Annotated in this window: 16 protein-coding genes; 9 read left to right on the top strand and 7 right to left on the bottom strand. The window is 66.0% G+C overall.

The window, feature by feature from the left end:
* Nucleotides 1–48: 48 nt before the first annotated feature.
* From ACHMXB_RS20405 to ACHMXB_RS20395, 3 genes are all read right to left on the bottom strand, one after another.
* Nucleotides 49–798 (bottom strand): ThuA domain-containing protein, encoded by a 750-nt coding sequence (locus ACHMXB_RS20405; protein WP_395401395.1) that lies wholly within the window; start codon nucleotides 796–798, stop codon nucleotides 49–51.
* Nucleotide 799: 1 nt separating this feature from the next.
* Nucleotides 800–1,894 (bottom strand): Gfo/Idh/MocA family protein, encoded by a 1,095-nt coding sequence (locus tag ACHMXB_RS20400; protein WP_395401393.1) that lies wholly within the window; start codon nucleotides 1,892–1,894, stop codon nucleotides 800–802.
* Nucleotides 1,895–1,960: 66 nt separating this feature from the next.
* Entirely contained in the window at nucleotides 1,961–3,184 is a 1,224-nt protein-coding gene (locus tag ACHMXB_RS20395; RefSeq protein WP_395401391.1) for an ROK family transcriptional regulator, read from the bottom strand.
* A gap of 297 nt (nucleotides 3,185–3,481) precedes the next feature.
* On the opposite strand from ACHMXB_RS20395, the gene ACHMXB_RS20390 reads away from it, so the two are divergent.
* From ACHMXB_RS20390 to ACHMXB_RS20370, 5 genes are all read left to right on the top strand, one after another.
* Entirely contained in the window at nucleotides 3,482–4,240 is a 759-nt protein-coding gene (locus ACHMXB_RS20390; RefSeq protein ID WP_395401389.1) for a sugar phosphate isomerase/epimerase family protein, read from the top strand.
* Complete coding sequence (locus ACHMXB_RS20385; protein WP_395401387.1) at nucleotides 4,237–5,364, top strand: Gfo/Idh/MocA family protein; 1,128 nt, start codon at nucleotides 4,237–4,239, stop codon at nucleotides 5,362–5,364. Before ACHMXB_RS20390 ends, ACHMXB_RS20385 begins: the two co-directional genes overlap by 4 nt.
* Nucleotides 5,365–5,372: 8 nt before the next feature.
* The gene (locus tag ACHMXB_RS20380) at nucleotides 5,373–6,575 is read left to right on the top strand and encodes a Gfo/Idh/MocA family protein (protein ID WP_395401385.1); all 1,203 of its coding nucleotides are present in this window, start codon (nucleotides 5,373–5,375) and stop codon (nucleotides 6,573–6,575) included.
* A 2-nt stretch (nucleotides 6,576–6,577) separates the two neighbouring features.
* Nucleotides 6,578–7,579 (top strand): sugar phosphate isomerase/epimerase family protein, encoded by a 1,002-nt coding sequence (locus tag ACHMXB_RS20375; protein ID WP_395401383.1) that lies wholly within the window; start codon nucleotides 6,578–6,580, stop codon nucleotides 7,577–7,579.
* Nucleotides 7,580–7,774: 195 nt separating this feature from the next.
* A complete protein-coding gene (locus tag ACHMXB_RS20370) occupies nucleotides 7,775–8,812 on the top strand; it encodes a Gfo/Idh/MocA family protein (protein ID WP_395401381.1) in 1,038 nt (345 codons plus the stop codon).
* Nucleotides 8,813–8,878: 66 nt separating this feature from the next.
* On the opposite strand, the gene ACHMXB_RS20365 is transcribed toward ACHMXB_RS20370, so the two are convergent.
* A complete protein-coding gene (locus tag ACHMXB_RS20365) occupies nucleotides 8,879–9,925 on the bottom strand; it encodes a glycosyltransferase family 4 protein (protein WP_395401379.1) in 1,047 nt (348 codons plus the stop codon).
* A gap of 175 nt (nucleotides 9,926–10,100) precedes the next feature.
* On the opposite strand from ACHMXB_RS20365, the gene ACHMXB_RS20360 reads away from it, so the two are divergent.
* Together ACHMXB_RS20360 and ACHMXB_RS20355 are read left to right on the top strand one after the other, a co-directional pair.
* On the top strand, nucleotides 10,101–10,832 hold the full coding sequence (locus ACHMXB_RS20360) for a DsbA family protein (RefSeq protein WP_395401377.1): 732 nt from the start codon (nucleotides 10,101–10,103) through the stop codon (nucleotides 10,830–10,832).
* Nucleotides 10,833–10,965: 133 nt separating this feature from the next.
* Nucleotides 10,966–11,616: a TetR/AcrR family transcriptional regulator gene (locus ACHMXB_RS20355; protein WP_395401375.1), complete on the top strand. Its 651-nt coding sequence runs from the start codon at nucleotides 10,966–10,968 to the stop codon at nucleotides 11,614–11,616.
* Between the two features lie 34 nt (nucleotides 11,617–11,650).
* Here ACHMXB_RS20355 and ACHMXB_RS20350 read toward each other — a convergent pair whose 3' ends face one another.
* On the bottom strand, nucleotides 11,651–12,325 hold the full coding sequence (locus ACHMXB_RS20350; RefSeq protein WP_395401373.1) for a LytR C-terminal domain-containing protein: 675 nt from the start codon (nucleotides 12,323–12,325) through the stop codon (nucleotides 11,651–11,653).
* Nucleotides 12,318–12,617, bottom strand: coding sequence for a type II toxin-antitoxin system VapB family antitoxin (locus tag ACHMXB_RS20345; RefSeq protein WP_043417724.1), 300 nt, complete (start codon nucleotides 12,615–12,617; stop codon nucleotides 12,318–12,320). The genes ACHMXB_RS20350 and ACHMXB_RS20345 overlap by 8 nt, the downstream gene beginning before the upstream one ends.
* A 148-nt stretch (nucleotides 12,618–12,765) precedes the next feature.
* Here ACHMXB_RS20345 and ACHMXB_RS20340 point away from each other — a divergent pair, with 148 nt between their 5' ends.
* Together ACHMXB_RS20340 and ACHMXB_RS20335 are read left to right on the top strand one after the other, a co-directional pair.
* On the top strand, nucleotides 12,766–13,695 hold the full coding sequence (locus ACHMXB_RS20340; RefSeq protein ID WP_395401371.1) for a hypothetical protein: 930 nt from the start codon (nucleotides 12,766–12,768) through the stop codon (nucleotides 13,693–13,695).
* A 195-nt stretch (nucleotides 13,696–13,890) separates the two neighbouring features.
* Nucleotides 13,891–15,429, top strand: coding sequence for a stealth conserved region 3 domain-containing protein (locus ACHMXB_RS20335; RefSeq protein ID WP_395401369.1), 1,539 nt, complete (start codon nucleotides 13,891–13,893; stop codon nucleotides 15,427–15,429).
* A gap of 93 nt (nucleotides 15,430–15,522) precedes the next feature.
* Here ACHMXB_RS20335 and ACHMXB_RS20330 read toward each other — a convergent pair whose 3' ends face one another.
* Nucleotides 15,523–16,434 carry a phosphodiesterase gene (locus ACHMXB_RS20330; RefSeq protein ID WP_395401367.1) on the bottom strand — a complete coding sequence of 304 codons (912 nt, stop codon included), beginning with the start codon at nucleotides 16,432–16,434 and terminating at the stop codon, nucleotides 15,523–15,525.
* Nucleotides 16,435–16,825: the final 391 nt, after the last annotated feature.

Raw genomic sequence — 16,825 nt, 5'->3', positions numbered from 1 at the left:
GCCGGACAGGGCGGCGGGAGCGCCGCCGCAACAAGCGTCCGTTCGCGCTTAGGGGGTGTTCAGGAACCAGTCCCGCGGGGCGTTGCTGACACCAGGCTCCTCGCGGAAGCGGCCCGGCTGCGCCACCCAGCCCACGCCGTTGGCGATCACCTGCCGGATCTGCGGCTGGTGGTACACGGGGTACTCCTGGTCGCCCGGGCTGAAGTAGAAGATTCGGCCCTTCCCGCGGGTGAACGTCACGCCCGAGCGGAACACCTCGCCGCCTTCGAAGGAGCTGATGAAGATGAGGTCGTCCGGTTCGGGAATGTCGAACAGCTCGCCGTACATCTCCTGCTTCGGGATCACGATGGGGCTTTCCACGCCGGCGGCAATGGGGTGCGACGGCTTCACGGTCCACACGAGTTCCCGCTCGCCCTCATTCCGCCACTTCAGCGAGCACGTGGTGCCCAGCAGTTTCGTGAAAATCTTGGCGAAGTGCCCCGAGTGCAGCACGATCAGGCCCATGCCGCCCAGGACGTGCCGCTGCACCCGCTCCACCACCTCGTCGCTGACGTCGCCGTGGGCCACGTGCCCCCACCACAGGAGCACGTCCGTTGCGGCCAGTGTCTCCTCGGACAGGCCATGTTCCGGGTCAGCCAGCGTAGCGGTGGTGATATCGGAGTCCGGGTAGAAACCCTTCAGTCCGTCCGCAACAGCGCCGTGGATGCCGGTGGGGTACATCTCGGCCATCGTTTCCGGCTGGTTGTTCGCCTCATGGACGCCTTCGTTCCAGACCAGGATGTTGAGTTTTTCGGTCATGTCAGAGCCTCACTTCACGCTGTTCGAGGGCGGACTGGTAGCAGGCGTCGAGCACCAAGGCACGGGTCAGGGCAAGCGAGCCGTCGTGGGCTCCCCACACGGTCTCGCCGCCGCGGACGGCCTCCACGAAGTCCTCCACCACGGCCTGGTGCGCCCGGCCCGGCTCTGCCACCACCACGTAGTCGGCGTTCTCGCCGTCCTTTTCCTTGAAGATCCGGACATCCGCGACGGGGACGTTGGATGCCCCGACAGCGCGGAGTTCCGCTCCGCCGTCGGTGCCGTAGACGGTGAAGTCCATCAGGTCCTCCTCGTCCCGGTAGGCGGCCCAACCGGCCTCGAGGATCAGCGTGCCGCCACCTTCCAGACGGATAAACGCCGAGGCGAAGTCCTCCACCTCGAACTTGTGCGAGGACTTCATGGCGGTATAGCGGACGTTGCCGCCCAGTCCGCGGGGTCCCAGCTCGGAATGTGTCGACGCCGAGACGGAGAGGACCCGGGGTTCGCCCAGCAGGTGCAGGGCATAGTCCAGGACATGGACGCCGATGTCGGCCAGTGGGCCGCCGCCGGCCAGGGCAGGGTTGGTGAACCAGCTACCCAGCATCGGGATGCCCTGCCGGCGCAGCCACGAAGCCTTGGCGTAGTACGGACGGCCGAGTTCGCCGTCGTCGATGATGCCTTTCAGCTTTTGGATGTCGCCGCGGCGGCGGTGGTTGAAGGCCACGTCCAGGACACGGCCGGCCTTCCGGGCGGCCTCCACCATCTGGAGCCCTTCCTGGCCGTTGCGCGCCAGGGGCTTCTCGCTCAGGACGTGCAGCCCGCGCTCCAGGGCGGCGACGGCAATCGGGGCGTGCAGGAAGGTCGGTACTGCCACGCTGACGGCGTCGAGCCCGTCGAGTTCAATCAGGTCCTCCCAGCGGGTGAACGTATGGGGGACGCTGTGCTCGTCCTTGATTTTCCTCAGCAGGTCCTCTTCCATCGCGGCGACCGCGACGAGTTCCACACCGTCGATCTTCTTGTAGGCATCGATGTGCTGCTGGCCGGCCCAGCCGATGCCGACCACGCCGACTTTCAGGGGTGGGTTCTTCTGGTTGCTCAATGTTCAAGGCTCCGTTTCGCGTGGGTGTGAAAGTCGGTCTTCCTGCGGCTAGCCCATTGCCGGTGGCTAGCCCGTGGCCTGCAGTGTTGCTTCGATGACCGTCGGGGAAAGGACGTGCTGGGTCACCATTTGGCTTGCGCCCAGCACGGCAGCCTGGCTGCCCGCCATGGACAGGCCGATGCGCAGGTGCGTGGTGGCAAGCGGCAGCGACCTGCGGTAGACCACTTCGCGCACGCCCGCCATAAGGTGCTCGCCCGCCTGGCCAAGGCTTCCGCCCACGACGATGACGGAGGGATTCAGGAGATTCACCACGGTGGCGAGCACGTCGCCCACATCCCGCCCGGCCTGCCGCAGGGCCTGGATGGCCTGCAGGTTGCCCTCGGCCACCAAGCGAAGGACGTCGGCCCCGCTCTCTGCGTGAACGCCCTGCGCCGCCAGCGTCCGCGCCACCGCAGGGCCTGACGCAAGCGCCTCAAGGCAGCCGTAGTTGCCGCACCGGCACAGGACGTCGTCGCCCCTGGGCACCCGGACGTGGCCCAGGTCGCCGGCGGTGCCATTGGCACCGCGCTGCAGTTCACCGTTGCTGATGATGCCGGCCCCGATGCCCGTGGCCACCTTGATAAACAGGAAGTTGTCGTGCTCCGGCCAATGGGCTGTGCGTTCACCCAGCGCCATGATATTGACGTCGTTGTCCACCAGCACCGGCACCGGGAACGAGCGCTGGACGTAACTGACTACGTCGTACCCGTCCCAGCCCGGCATGATGGGCGGTTTCACCGGCATGCCGGTGGCATGCTCCACGGGTCCCGGCAGGCCGATTCCGACGCCGGCAAGGTCCTCCGGAGTCCGCCCCGTCTCCGCCAGCAGCGACGTCGCCTCGGTCACGAGCCGGTCCAGCACTGCCTCTGGCCCCGCGGCCACATCCTGGACCAGACGCCGTTCGCTGAGAATGCTTCCCCCCAGGTCGGTGACCGCGATGATCACGTGGGTGGCACCGACGTCGACAGCCAGCACTGCCCGGGCGGCAGGCCTGAAGGCAAAGCGCGACGGCGGCCTGCCGCCGCTCGATGTCGCCTCACCGGCGGGGCCCACCAGCCCAGAGGCAATTAGTGCATCAATGCGGGAAGCCACCGTGGAGCGCGCAAGTCCGGTGGTCAGCGCCAGCTCGGCCCGGGTCCGGGCCCTGCCGTCGCGGAGCAGCTGGAACAGGTCGCCAGCGCGGGACAGGCTGCCCGCACCCTCGGCGGCAACCGGCTCCGCAGTCTGGCTATTGCCCGTTCGTGGACTCATGGGTTCAGTGATAGCACGAATGCTTCTGAGTGTCACAAGACACAAAGAAGGTCGATAACTCTCTGACTTTTGCTTGACGTTCGTCAGAAGTGGTTCTAGGTTGAGCGGTGAGCCGCATCCGAGTGTCACCGGTCGCGGCGGACAGAGCTTTCCGGCGATTACGAAGAGGTATGGACTTGTCGAGCCACCACCAATACTTCAGCGTCGGCGGCATCAGCGGAACTCTGGCCAGCCGGTAGCCGTCCTGAACCGCAAGCCCCTCTTTCGAGAACAAACCAACTGCCGCAAAGGAATGACATGTCTTACTCACTGCAGCTGTATACCCTCCGCAACGCCATCCAGGAGGACCTGACCGACACCATCAAGAAGGTCGCGGCGATCGGTTTCACGCAGGTGGAGCCGTACAACTTCGTGGCCACCGCCAAGGAGCTGGGCGCCGCGCTGAGGGAGAACGGTCTGACAGCGCCCTCCGGCCACGCCCCGCTGCTCAGCCAGGATCAGGACGAAATCTTCGCCGCCGCTAAGGAATTGGGCATCAGCACGGTCATCGAACCGTACATTACGGCCGAGCACTGGCAGGACGCTGAGACCATCCAGGCCACCGCGGCCAAGCTCAACGCCGCTGCCAAGAAGGGTGCCGAGTATGGCATCCGCGTGGGCTACCACAACCACGCCTGGGAGCTGGAGTCCACCATCGAGGGCCAAACCGCGCTTGAGTACTTCGAGGGGCTGCTGGACCCCGAACTGGTCCTGGAGGTGGACACCTACTGGGTAGCCGTCGGCGGCCAGGACCCCGTGGACATCCTGACCAAGCTCGGTGACCGGGTGAAGTTCATCCACATCAAGGACGGCCCGCTGAACACCGACACCAAGGCCCAGCAGCCTGCCGGCCAGGGCAAGATCCCGGTGTGGGATGTCGTCGGGGCAGCCAAGTCCCTGGAAGTGGGCGTCGTGGAGTTCGACGACTACTCCGGCGACATCTTTGACGGCATCACCCAGTCCCTGGCCTTCCTGAACTCCGCATCCGCCAAGTCCACCGAAGGGGCACAGGCATGAGCGGCGCGTTCACCCCGTCTTCCCTCCGGGGGCCGGTGGGCGTAGGCGTCATCGGCGCCGGAAACATCAGCAAGCAGTACCTGGACAACCTGACGGCCTTTCCCGATTTGAAAGTCCATGTCATCGCCGACCTCTTCGAGGAAGCTGCGGAGGCCCGGGCCAAGGAGTACGGCGTTCCCGAGTGGGGCGGCGTTGACGCGGCCCTGAACCATCCCGACGTCGAAATCATCGTCAACCTGACCATCCCGGCCGCCCACGTTGAGGTGGCCACCGCCGCCGTCAACGCCGGCAAGCACGTCTGGACCGAGAAGCCGTTTTCACTGGACCGCGAGTCAGGGCTGGGGCTGCTGAAGACGGCCGACGCCGCAGGCATCCGCCTCGGCACCGCGCCGGACACGTTCCTCGGTGCGGGCCTACAGACAGCGCGCCGGCTCATCGAACGCGGCGACATCGGCACGCCGCTGACCGCCATGACGACATTCCAGACCCCCGGCCCGGAATCCTGGCACCCGAACCCGGCCTTCCTCTTCCAGTACGGCGCCGGGCCCCTGTTCGACATGGGCCCCTACTACCTCACTGCCCTGGTCCAGACCTTCGGCTCCGTCCGGAGGGTCGCAGCCATCGGTTCCAAAGCCAAGGAGGTCCGTGTCATCGGGTCCGGCCCCAAGCTCGGCGAAGAGTTCACCGTGGACGTCCCCACCCACGTCAGCGCAATGGCTGAGTTCGAAGGCGGACAGTCCTCGCACAGCGTCTTCTCGTTCGAGTCACCGCGGCAGCGGATGGGCTTCGTGGAGATCACTGGCACCGAGGCCACCATTTCCCTCCCGGACCCCAACTACTTCGACGGCGATGTGCGGCTCTGGCGCGCCGGCGACGAGGACTGGACAGTTATCCCCGCCACGGGACCGTCCAACGGCCGCGGCATGGGCGTGCTGGACATGGCACGCTCCATCCGGGCCGGGGTTCCCCACCGCGCCACGGGCAACCTGGCCTACCACGTACTGGACACGATGGTCTCGATCTCAGAGTCCGTGGAATCCGGCACCTTCGTCAACGTCGAAAGCTCTGCCCCCGCGTCCCCAGCCCTCCCCGAGGACTGGAACCCCACCGCCTCCACCCTTTAGGAACAGCAATGACTTCCTCCGAATCCCCGGGCACACCGCCCGGAGCCAACGGCCCTTTGGGTGTGGCTATGATCGGCTACGCGTTCATGGGCAAGGCCCACTCGAACGCCTGGCGGAACGTCGCGTCCTTCTTCGACGTCCCGGCGTTCGAGCAGAAAGTGCTCGTGGGCCGGGATGCGGGCCAGGTCGCCGCCGCGGCAGCAAAGTATGGCTGGGCCGAGTCCGCCACGGATTGGCGGTCCGTGATCGCCCGGGACGACATCGACATCGTGGACATTTGCGCCCCCGGCTGGATGCACGCCGAGATCGCCATCGCGGCCCTCGAAGCCGGGAAGCACGTGCTCGTGGAGAAGCCACTGGCCAACACCCTGGCAGAGGCCGAGGCCATGACCTCTGCGGCCCAGGCGGCACGCACACGTGGGGTGCAGTCCATGGTCGGGTTCAACTACCGCCGAGTGCCCGCCCTGGCCCTGGCCAGGGACCTGATCGCGGAGGGCCGGCTGGGGACGGTGCGCCACGTCCGTGCGGCATATTTGCAGGACTGGCTTTCCGACCCGGAATCGCCCATGACGTGGCGGCTGCGCAAGGAAACCGCCGGGTCCGGAGCGCTGGGAGACATCGCCTCGCACGCCATCGACCAGGTGCTGTCCCTCCTCGGTGACGCCGTTACTGAGGTCTCCGGCCGGCTGCACACCTTCACTACCCAGCGGCCGGGTAACCACGGGCCGGAGGAGGTAACGGTCGACGACGCCGTCTGGGCCACGCTGACCCTCACCTCCGGGGCCATCGCCTCCGTCGAAGTCTCCCGCGTGGCCACGGGGCAGAAGAACTCCTTGAGGCTGGAGATCTACGGAGATAAGGGCTCCCTGCTCTTTGACCTGGAGAACCTGAACGAACTCAGTTTCCTGGACGCCACCGTCCCGGTGCGGGAGCAGGGCTTCCGCCGGATCCTGGTCAATGAGCCCGAACACCCCTATCTTGAAGCGTGGTGGCCGCAGGGCCACATCATCGGCTGGGAACACACGTTTACTCACCAGATCCGCGACTTCCTGGCCGCGGTCGCCGGTGGCGGTTCGCCGTCGCCGTCGTTCGAGGAGGGTCTCGCCGTCCAGCGCGTCCTGGCCGCCATCGAGGAGTCAGCGGCCGCGAAAAGCGCCACCATGCAGCTTGTCCAGCCCGCCAACACCACCGCCGCCGCCGAAGGAGCCTGACCATGCCCCGCCCGTACACCCTGTTCACCGGCCAGTGGGCCGACCTCCCCTTCGAGGAAGTCGCGCGCCTCGCGTCCGGCTGGGGCTATGACGGCCTGGAAATCGCTGTCTCCGGCGACCACCTGGACGCCTGGCGCTGGGACGAACCCGGCTACGTCGACTCCAAACTCGCCATCCTGGAGAAGTACAACCTGAAGGTCTGGGCCATCTCCAACCACCTTAAGGGCCAGGCCGTGTGCGATGACCCGATCGACTTCCGCCACGAAGGGATCGTCGGGTCGAAGGTCTGGGGCGACGGCGACCCCGAAGGCGTCCGCACCCGCGCCGCCGAGGAAATGAAACACGCCGCCCGGCTCGCCAAAGCCCTCGGCGTGGACACCGTCGTCGGCTTCACCGGCTCCTCCATCTGGCAATACGTTGCGATGTTCCCGCCCGTCCCGGAAAAGGTCATCGAGGCCGGCTACCAGGACTTCGCCGACCGCTGGAACCCCATCCTGGACGTCTTCGACGAATGCGGCGTCCGCTTCGCCCACGAAGTCCACCCCTCCGAGATCGCCTACGACTACTGGACCACCGTCCGCACCCTCGAAGCGATCGGGCACCGCGAAGCGTTCGGCCTGAACTGGGACCCCTCCCACTTCATGTGGCAGGGCATCGACCCCGTCTCCTTCATCTGGGACTTCAAGGACCGGATCTACCACGTCGACTGCAAGGACACCAAGCTCCGCTTCACCGGCCGGAACACCGTCATGGGATCCCACCTGCCCTGGGGCGACCCCCGCCGCGGATGGGACTTCGTCTCCGCAGGACGCGGCGACGTCCCCTGGGAATCCTCCTTCCGCGCCCTCACCGCCATCGGCTACACCGGCCCCATCAGCATCGAATGGGAAGACGCCGGCATGGACCGCCTCCACGGCGCCCCCGAAGCCCTCGCCGCCCTCAAAAAGTTCGACTTCCCCGCCTCGCAAACGTCCTTCGACGCCGCCTTCAGCAGCAAGGACTGATCCGATTCCGCTTAGGAGTTGGCACCCGCGGACCTGCCGGTCGACGTCGTGCTTGTCAACGCAGGTGACTGGACCACACCCCTGCACACCTGGCCCCTGCTTGGCGGGCGGGGAACACTGAACGTCAACAGCTGGGCGCCCGCCTCGCCTACGTGGCGTACCCGTTCACCCGCCCCACCACGAAAAAGGACTAACGTGACCAACCACCCCCAAGGCACTTCCGACGGACAACTCCGCTGGGGAATCCTCGGCACCGGCTTCATCGCCGGCCTGCAAACACAGGACCTTATTGAGAACGGATTCACCGTCCAGGCCGTCGGCTCACGTGCGCTGCAATCCAGCAAGGCGTTCGGCGACAACTACAGCATCCCCACCGCCCACGGCAGCTACGAAGCACTGGTCGCCGACCCGGACGTGGACATCGTTTACATTGCCACGCCACACCCTTTCCATCATGCGAACGCGCTGCTCGCCCTCAATGCCGGAAAGCATGTTCTGGTGGAGAAGGCGTTCACCATCAACGCCCGCGAAGCACAGGAGCTTGTTGCCCTTGCCGAGTCCAAGGGTCTGGTTGCCCTGGAGGCCATGTGGAGCCGCTTCCTCCCGCACATGGTCCGCCTCCGTGAGGTTATTCAGGAAGGCACGCTGGGCGAGGTCCGGAAGGTGGTGGCCAGCCACAACCAGAACCTCCCGAAGGACCCCGCCCACAGACTGAACGATCCTGCCCTGGGCGGCGGTGCGTTGCTGGACCTCGGCGTCTACCCGATCTCGTTCGCCTTTGACGTCCTAGGCGCACCGGAGAGCATCCGGGCCAGTGCCTCCATGACACCAACGGGTGTGGACCGCCAGACGGCGGCGATCTTCGAGTACGCAGACGGCCAGCAGGCCATCTTGGACTGTGCACTGGACACGGCCGGCAACAACCGGGCTGTGGTCATCGGGACAGAAGGGTGGATCGACATCGAGTCCACTTGGTACAACCCGACACCCTTCACGGTGTTCGACACCCACGGAAACGTCCTGGAGCGGTTCGAGCAACCGGTGGGCGGCAGGGGCATGCAGTACCAGGCGGCCGAGATGGAACGTCTGGTCCGGGAGGGCGTCACCGCGGGCACCATCCTTCCGCCGAGCGAGAGCGTAGCCGTTATGACCGCAATGGACGAGATCCGCCGCCAGATCGGCCTCAGCTACGAAGCCGACGCCGGCACCTCGGAAGGGAGCGCCCGCGCTTGAAGCGTCGCGCCCCTGATCAGCCAACTGCGGCAGCATGAGGTTCGCGGCACTGGTCGTCGCCGCCTGCTAGCTGGGGGTGCCGTGCCGCTCCCCCGCGACCTGTCCGCCGAGGATCTGTTCATAGAGCGCCAAGTGGTCGGCCACCATCCGGGCCGAGCTGAAGCGCTGTTCCACCGAGGCGCGGCAGGCTTCCCGGCTGAGGCCCGCGGCTTCGGCGGCGAACCCAGCAAGCTGGCCGACGCTGCCCAGGTAACCGGTGACGCCGTGGTCCACGATTTCCGGAGCAGCACCCGCAGGGGTCCCCACAACGGGCGTTCCCGTGGCAAGCGCCTCGATCATCACGAGCCCGAACGGTTCGGGCCACTGGATCGGGTTCAGGAAGGCGAGCGCGCCACCGACGAGTTCGTATTTCTCGGCGTCGGACAGCGGCCCCGTGAACTCCACGTCGGACCCCAGCGCCGGCCTGACGACGTCGTCGAAATAGCTCTGTTCCTCGGGTCCCTGGATCCGGGCACTGATCCGCAGGGGGATGACCGCGGCGCGCGCGATCTGGATTGCTTCGAGGATGCCCTTGTCCGGGGACAGCCGCCCGACGAAGCACAGATAACCGCCGTCCCCCTGGCCCACCGGAACAGACGCCACATCCATGCCGTGGTGGATCACCTTCGTCACCGGGACCTCCGGCGAGCGGCTCACCTGGTCACGGGAGATCGCAATGATGCCGGTGGTCTTTCCGATGGCGGTGTACAGGTCCACGGCCTGCGGTGCCAGGCGGATGTGGATGGTGGTGACCACCGGGATCCCGGCCGGACGGTGCGCATACAGCGGTCCGCTCATCGTGTGGTCGTGGATGATGTCCATGCCTGCCATGCCGTCGTAGGCTCTGATGACGTGGCTCAGCTCCGACAATGCAAGTCCCAAGTCGGCCGGTTCCGAGGGACGCATCCGCGGGGCCAGGGGAACCGGGCAGGTGCTGTCGGAAGGGGCTGCCAGCAGGACGTCATGCCCGGCTGCGGCGAACCCGCGTGCAAGGCTGTCCACTACCCGCTCGGTGCCGCCGTAACCGGGCGGCGGTACCGGGATCCACGGTGCCGATATGAGTCCAATACGCACTTTGCCTCCCACGAATGTACGGCCAGACCGCCGGGAGTTAGTCCAAACAATATGGCCCGGCCCGCCGCCAAACAAGGTCTGCGCGAGGCCGGGCCCTGGAGCGGGCAATCAGCCGAAGTGACCAAAGCAACTGTCCGGGCAGGAATGCTGGGGAAGACCGGGAGTTGTCGCAGGCATGAAGATTGAGATCTGGTCTGACATTGCCTGCCCCTGGTGCTACATCGGCAAGCGCCGGTTTGAGGCCGCCCTCGCCGAGTTCCCGCACCGCGACCAGGTGGAGGTGCAGTGGCGCAGCTACCAGCTGGACCCCAGCGTGCCCGAGCACTATGACGGCTCGGAACTGGACTACCTCAGCAAGCGCAAGGGCATGGCCCCCGACCAGGTCACCCAGATGTTCGACCACGTAGCAGCCCAGGCCAAAGGCGAGGGCCTCAACTACCGGTTCGACGCCGTCGTCGTTGCCAACAGCTTCACGGCCCACCGGCTCATCCACCTGGCCGCCGCGCACGGCAAACAGGACGTGGCCAAGGAGCGGCTGCTCAGCGACCACTTCGAACACGGCAAGGACATCGGCAGCCCCGACTACCTTGCGTCGGTTGGCGCGGATCTCGGGCTCGACACCGGAGAGGTTGCCCAGCTGTTCAGCACCGACAAGTACGCCGACGACGTCCGCCACGACTTCGCCGAAGCCCGCGCCCTGGGCATCAGCGGCGTGCCGTTCTTCGTGATTGACCGCAAGTACGGACTGTCCGGAGCCCAGCCCGCGGCGAGCTTCACCATGGCCCTGGAACAGGCCTGGCAGGAGTCGCACCCGCTGGTGATGGTCGGCGACAAAGCGGGCGCCAACCAAGAAGGCGCGCAGGCTAAAGACGCCGAGGCATGCGGCCCGGACGGCTGCGCCGTCTAACCTGCCCCGTCTGACCGGCCAAGTCTAAATGACCGAGTTTTGTCCAGGTATCGTCTCCGGAAGGGCGTTTAGCGGCCATTACCTGGACAAAACTCGGCAGCGGTTTGGTGACAGATGGCGGTAAAGTGTCCCTATGCCCCGGATTTCGGCCCCCAGCAACGCTGCGCAGCGCGCCGAGACCCAGCGCCGCATCCTGAACGCCTTCGGTGAGCTTCTCTTCTCCCACGGGCTGCCCGGGCTCACCATGACCGACGTCGCCCGGCACGCAGAGATCGGCCGCACGGCTGTCTACAACTACTACGCAGACATCGAAGAGCTCCTGATTGCCTACGCACTCGTGGAGACGGAACGGTTCATGACCGGGCTGCGGGAGTCGCTCGCCAGGCTGGACAATCCGGTGGACCGGCTGGCGCTGTATGTGGGGGCCCAGGTGGAGGATCTCAGCCGCCGCCATCTGCCGCCGGGTCCGGCCATGGGCGCCGTCCTCTCGCCGGCGTCGTTCGCCAAGCTGGCCGACCATGTGGGCGGGCTCAGCGACATGCTGCAGGACATTCTTCGCGACGGCATGGATCAGGGCTACTTCCCGCTGGCCGATCCCCTCCAGCAGGCGCAGCTGATCCACGGCACGCTCTCCTCCAGCGCCGCCCGGGGCGGTGACGCCTCCGCGGACCTGGAGGACAGGATCTCCCGGACCGTCCGCTTCATCCAGTTGGGCGCCGGGGCAAGGTTCGACGACGGCGGCCGCCCCCTGCGCCTGCAGCCGCCCGCCGCTGCGGCTGGCTAAGGCTCAGCCGGCCAGAAACTCAGTCTGCCAAGGCTCAGGGCTTGGCGCCCTGGGTGGGCATGACTGGCCACTGCGATTCGTCGGCGACGCGTCGGCTTTCCCGCGGGCAGCTGAGCTGGCCCGGGGTCTGGTCAACAAGCTGCGGCTTGACCAGGCCGCGGTAGTCGCCAGTCAGGATCACGTCCACGGTGGCGTCCTTACGGCCGTCCTGGAAGTAGTCCGAGCCAGGCAGATTCCGTTGGACGGTAAAGGCCGCCCCCTGTCCCGCCGCACCTGAGACGATGGCCGCCACGCCGCGGTAGCCGGTTTCAGTGTTGGCCACCTTGCCGAGAACAAACTTCCTGGCCTTGAACTCGTTGGCTGCCGCCTTGGCCAGACCGTTGCGGCTCGTGGCGTTGAGGACGTTCACCTTCACTTTGGCGGGGGGCGTGTAGTCGAAGGTTGTTGCCGGGCAGGCGGAAGAGCTCTCCTGCGCCTGGATAGCGGACGGAAACTTGATCTGCCCGCTCATCACACCCATCGCCCCCATGATCCCGGCGACAATGAGGCCAAGCAACAGCACGAGCACCACACCGTGCAGGATCCTGCGGCGAAGGCGGCCGGGGTTCTCCGCGTTCTCGTCGTCCTCGACGAACGTGGCCCTGAGCTCGGGGCCACTAATCACGCGGTGACCGTGGAGGACGGTCACGTCTTTGGGTTTTCTAGCCATCGATCACAAGCACCCTTGCATGTATGGCGGTGCGCTGGTGCAGTGCAGTCCTTACCGCCCGGTGCAGGCCGTCCTCCAGATAGAGGGTGCCCTGGTACTGCACCACGTGGGGAAACAGGTCCCCAAAAAAAGTGGAGTCCTCGGCAAGGAGCGCTTCAAGATCCAGGGTCCGCTTGGTGGTCACAAGTTCATCCAGCCGCACGGGACGGGGCGGAAGCGCCGCCCAGTCTTTGGGGGTACTGAAACCATGGTCGGGGTAAGGGCGTCCCTCGCCCACAGCTTTGAATATCACCCTGCAAGCTTAAGCAACTGGCCGGTCCAAGGGAATGTGGCATCAGCGCGCCGCCGGAGGTTGTAGCCAAACAGTAACTATCTGTCACATGCTGTCCGCCTGCCACGGTACGGGCGGATCGGCCGGTGTCGGCTGACAGAATGGAGCCATGACTGCACCTACCGCGAATGCTGCCCCGGGGTTCGGCGCCCACACGCCGTCGACACCCGCCCTGGCCCTGCTCCTGGACGTTGATGGCCCGGTCGCCAGCCCGGTGACCAGGGACGTGAAACCGGAAATCATTGCCGATTTGGTAGCTCTCGCGAACGCCGGAGTACCGGTCATCTTCAACACCGGGCGCTCGGACGCCTTCATTCGCGACCAGGTCATGGAGCCCATGATCGCCGCCGGAATGCCGGCCGGAACGCTGATCCACGCCATCTGCGAAAAAGGCGCGGTGTGGTTCAGCTACACCGCGGCCGGTCCCGGACCCATTCACGTGGACCACGAGCTCGCCGTGCCGGCGGCATACGGCGACGATGTGCGGCGCATGGTGGCTGAGGACTACTCGGCCCACATGTTCTTCGACGAAACCAAGCGGGCCATGGTGTCGGTGGAGCAGCACATTGAGGTGCCCAACAGTGAATACCTCGCCGAGCAAAAGCTGTTTGATGCGGAGGCGATGGAGCTGATGGGACGCCACGGGCTGGGCGTCGTGCGGCTGGACCACCATGCACCCAACTCCGACGACGAGATCGACTACCGCGTGGACCCCACCATCATCTCCACGGACATTGAATCGGTGCGGCTGGGCAAGGACCTCGGAGCGAGCCGCGCCGTGGAGCTGCTGGCGGCCCAAGGCATCACGCCTCAAGCGTGGCGGACTGTGGGCGATTCCCGCACCGACTACGCGATGGCCGACTGGCTGCACCACAACGACCACGCCGTGAAGCACGTCGACGTCAGGCCTGCGGACGGCGTCCCGGCCAAGCCCTACGACGTCCTCACAGCCGCCGACCTGGGCCTGCAGGAAACGGTCATTCATGACGACGCCGGGGCGGCGTTCCTCTCCAGCTGGCGGCAGGCGCTCCTCGGCTAGGCCCGCTGCCGCGGCCCAGCGGGCTGGGCCGCGGCCCGAGGGCAGGCCTTGGCCGCCTGCCCGGCATGTTTTCCCGGCAGGACTATCATGCAAGTAAGACTTCATTACACCCCCTAGCTGCATGGGAGAAACGCCATCACGGACGTAACGGTTCAGGACGACATCTATTACGGCGGCCAGGCGGCCGAAGACGACGTGCCCGCACTCGCGGAAGCAACGTCGCCGGCGGCTGTGGCGCGCCTCAAACACCGCCCCGACGTCGTCCGCCGATCAGGCCGGTATGCGCTGATCAACGACACCCGGACGCCTTACCAGGCCATGGTGGAGGACCTGCTCTTCCTTCGGAATGTGCTGGACGGGGCCGGGCTGGATTACCTGCTGGTCAGGGGCAACAACGACCGTCCCGTGATCGCCCTTGACTGGAAGAACCGGAAGAAGCTGCGATCCGCCCTCGTTGAGGCGTGCCGGCACGAACCGTTCTACTCCATGACCGTGGATGCGAAAAAGAAGACGTCCGTCCTGGTGGCCGACGGCGAGCTCTCCGTCAACCGCCAGGCCCGCATCTTCCGTCTGTACCGCCCGCGGGTGGAGCCCGAGGGCGGCTTCGAATTTGGTGCATCCGCCGGCGTCCAGGTGGAGCTGTGGAGCTTCCTGGGCAACGAAGTGATCCTGCCGATCGAGAACTCGCTTACCCGCCGCACCATGATGGCCCACGAGGCCGTCCGCGGAACGGTTGAGCGCTATGGCCACACCTGGCCCACCATCGAGAACATGTTCGCTGACCACGCGAGCGACATCAGCTTCGACATCGACATGGTCTTCTCCTGGGTGGACGGCAGCTCCCCGGAGTACATCGCCGCCCGGCGGGCCCGGATGGCGGGGGCCGTTTTGGGTGAGGGCGACGACCACGAGGCGCGTTACCGGCAGATCAATGAGCTCAAATACGCGCTCCGGTCGGTGTACATGTTTGCGCCGTGGGTCCGCCGCATTTTCATCGCCACGGACTCCCCCGCGCCGGAATGGCTGAACGACCACCCGTCGGTGACTATCGTCCGGAGCGAGGAGTTCTTCGCTGACCCGTCGGTGCTGCCCACCCACAACTCGCAGGCCGTGGAGTGCCAGCTGCACCACATCGAGGGCCTCTCCGAGCACTTCCTCTACTCCAACGACGACATGTTCTTCGGGCGGCCGGTGGGCCCGGACATGTTCTTCACTCCGGGCGGGATCACCAAGTTCATCGAGGCTGAGACCCGCATCGGCCTCGGCGAAAACGACGCCGAGCGCAGCGGCTTCGAGAACGCGGCCCGGGTCAACCGGAAGCTGCTCTGGAACCGCTTCGGCCGGATCACCACCCGCCACCTGGAGCACTCGGCAGCGCCGATGCGCCGGAGCCTCGTAGCCCAGATGGAGCAGGAGTTCCCGGCGGAGTTCGCGAAGACCGCCGCCAGCACCTTCCGCGCCGCGGACAACATCTCTGTCACGAATTCCTTCTACCACTACTACGCGCTACTGACCGGCCGGGCGGTGACCCAGACGGCCGCCAAGGTGCGGTACGTGGACACCACGCTGCGGTCGGGACTGAATTACCTGCCCAAGCTGCTGACCAAGCGCAACATGGACTTCTTCTGCCTCAATGACGGCAGTTTTCCGGAGGTGCCGGCCGACGAACGTGCGGAGCTGGTCACGGAGTTCCTGGAGAGGTACTACCCCATCAAGGCGCCCTGGGAAAAGTAGCACCGGGAAAGCAAGCTGTACAGCAGGAAGCCCCCGCCAGAACTGACCAGTCAGATCCGGCGGGGGCTCATCTGTGCGAGCAGACCTTGGCCGCTACTTCCGCGTGAGGACGGGACGTTTGGCCCCTTCGGGGATGCGGATTCCGGCTGCCGCCAGACGGCGTTCCGTCTCCTCCGGGCTGACATACTCGCCCACCGTGGGAGTGGCGCCCAGCGGCACCACTGAATGCACCACCGTGTGCTCATAAACGTGCACCAGGTTGAAGGCCTGGCCGCCGTCGCGGCCGCGTGTGCCGCCCACCGGAACATTCAGGTCCTGGGTGTAACACGTGGCTGAGGCGACGGACACCGGGATGCCGGCGAAGCTCGCCGTCGTGGAGTAGTGCAGGTGTCCGGCCAGGATGCTGCGGACATCCGAGTTCCGGACCACGGCCGCCAGGGACGCCTGGTCACGGAGTTCCACGAGCACGGACAGGTCCAGCACCGATGGAACCGGAGGATGGTGCAGGGCCAGGATCGTGCCGTCCGGCGCCGGGGTCTCCAGCTGCCCGGCGAGCCAGTCCAGTTGGTTCTCGCTGAGTTCGCCGTGGTGATAGCCGGGCACGGACGTGTCCATGGTGATCACCCGGAGCCCATTGACGTAGTAGCTGTGGTCGACGGGATCGTCGTTGCCGCGCTGGCCGAAGAGGCCCTCGCGGAAGTTGGCGCGGTTGTCGTGGTTGCCCATGGCCCAGATGACCTGGGCGCCGAGATCCCGGCACGCGGGCTCCACGACTGCGCGGAGCTTGGCATAGGCCTCTGGGTCGCCCTTGTCCGCCAGGTCGCCGGTGAAAATCACGGCTTCCGGGCGCGCACCGGATGCCTGAACCTCGTCGAAAAGCTGGATCAGGCGGGCTTCGCTGTCAACTGCGCCGTATAGGGGGTCCGGACCGCCCAGCAGGTGGGTGTCACTCAGGTGGAGTAGAAAATGGCGTGGCCGGGGGTGCTCGGCCTCGATGAGCTCCATTGCTGCCTTCGCGGTAGTTAGGAAGCGGGGCGCCTCCTGTGTCCCTCTCAGTACCTTCCATCCAACCAGATAAAAAGCGAACTAGGGGGAAACGGGAGTTGGCATGTTGAAAAATTACAACACCGCCGCCGCTTTCGGGCTACCTTCCTCGCTTTCATTTCTTGCACGGCCATCATCCGATGACCGCTTCATTGATATGCCGTGCAATCTTCGATTCGCCGCATTCCGTCTGTACCTGGCGGAGACTGGGCTAGGCGCCCGGCAGTTTTGCTACAGAGAAGAAGGGGAAACTCCCCGGGTATTTCCGGGCGGAATGCTCTTCCGGAAGGTACCCGGCGCACCGTGTCTGGGGGCGCTTGAAAAAACGACGACGGCGTGTGCCCGCGCTGGG

The sequence above is a fragment of the Arthrobacter sp. UC242_113 genome, from assembly GCF_044054585.1.
Lineage (GTDB): Bacteria > Actinomycetota > Actinomycetes > Actinomycetales > Micrococcaceae > Arthrobacter.
Note: the sequence above shows the minus strand (reverse complement) of the source record. Positions and strands in the feature narration are given on the sequence as shown.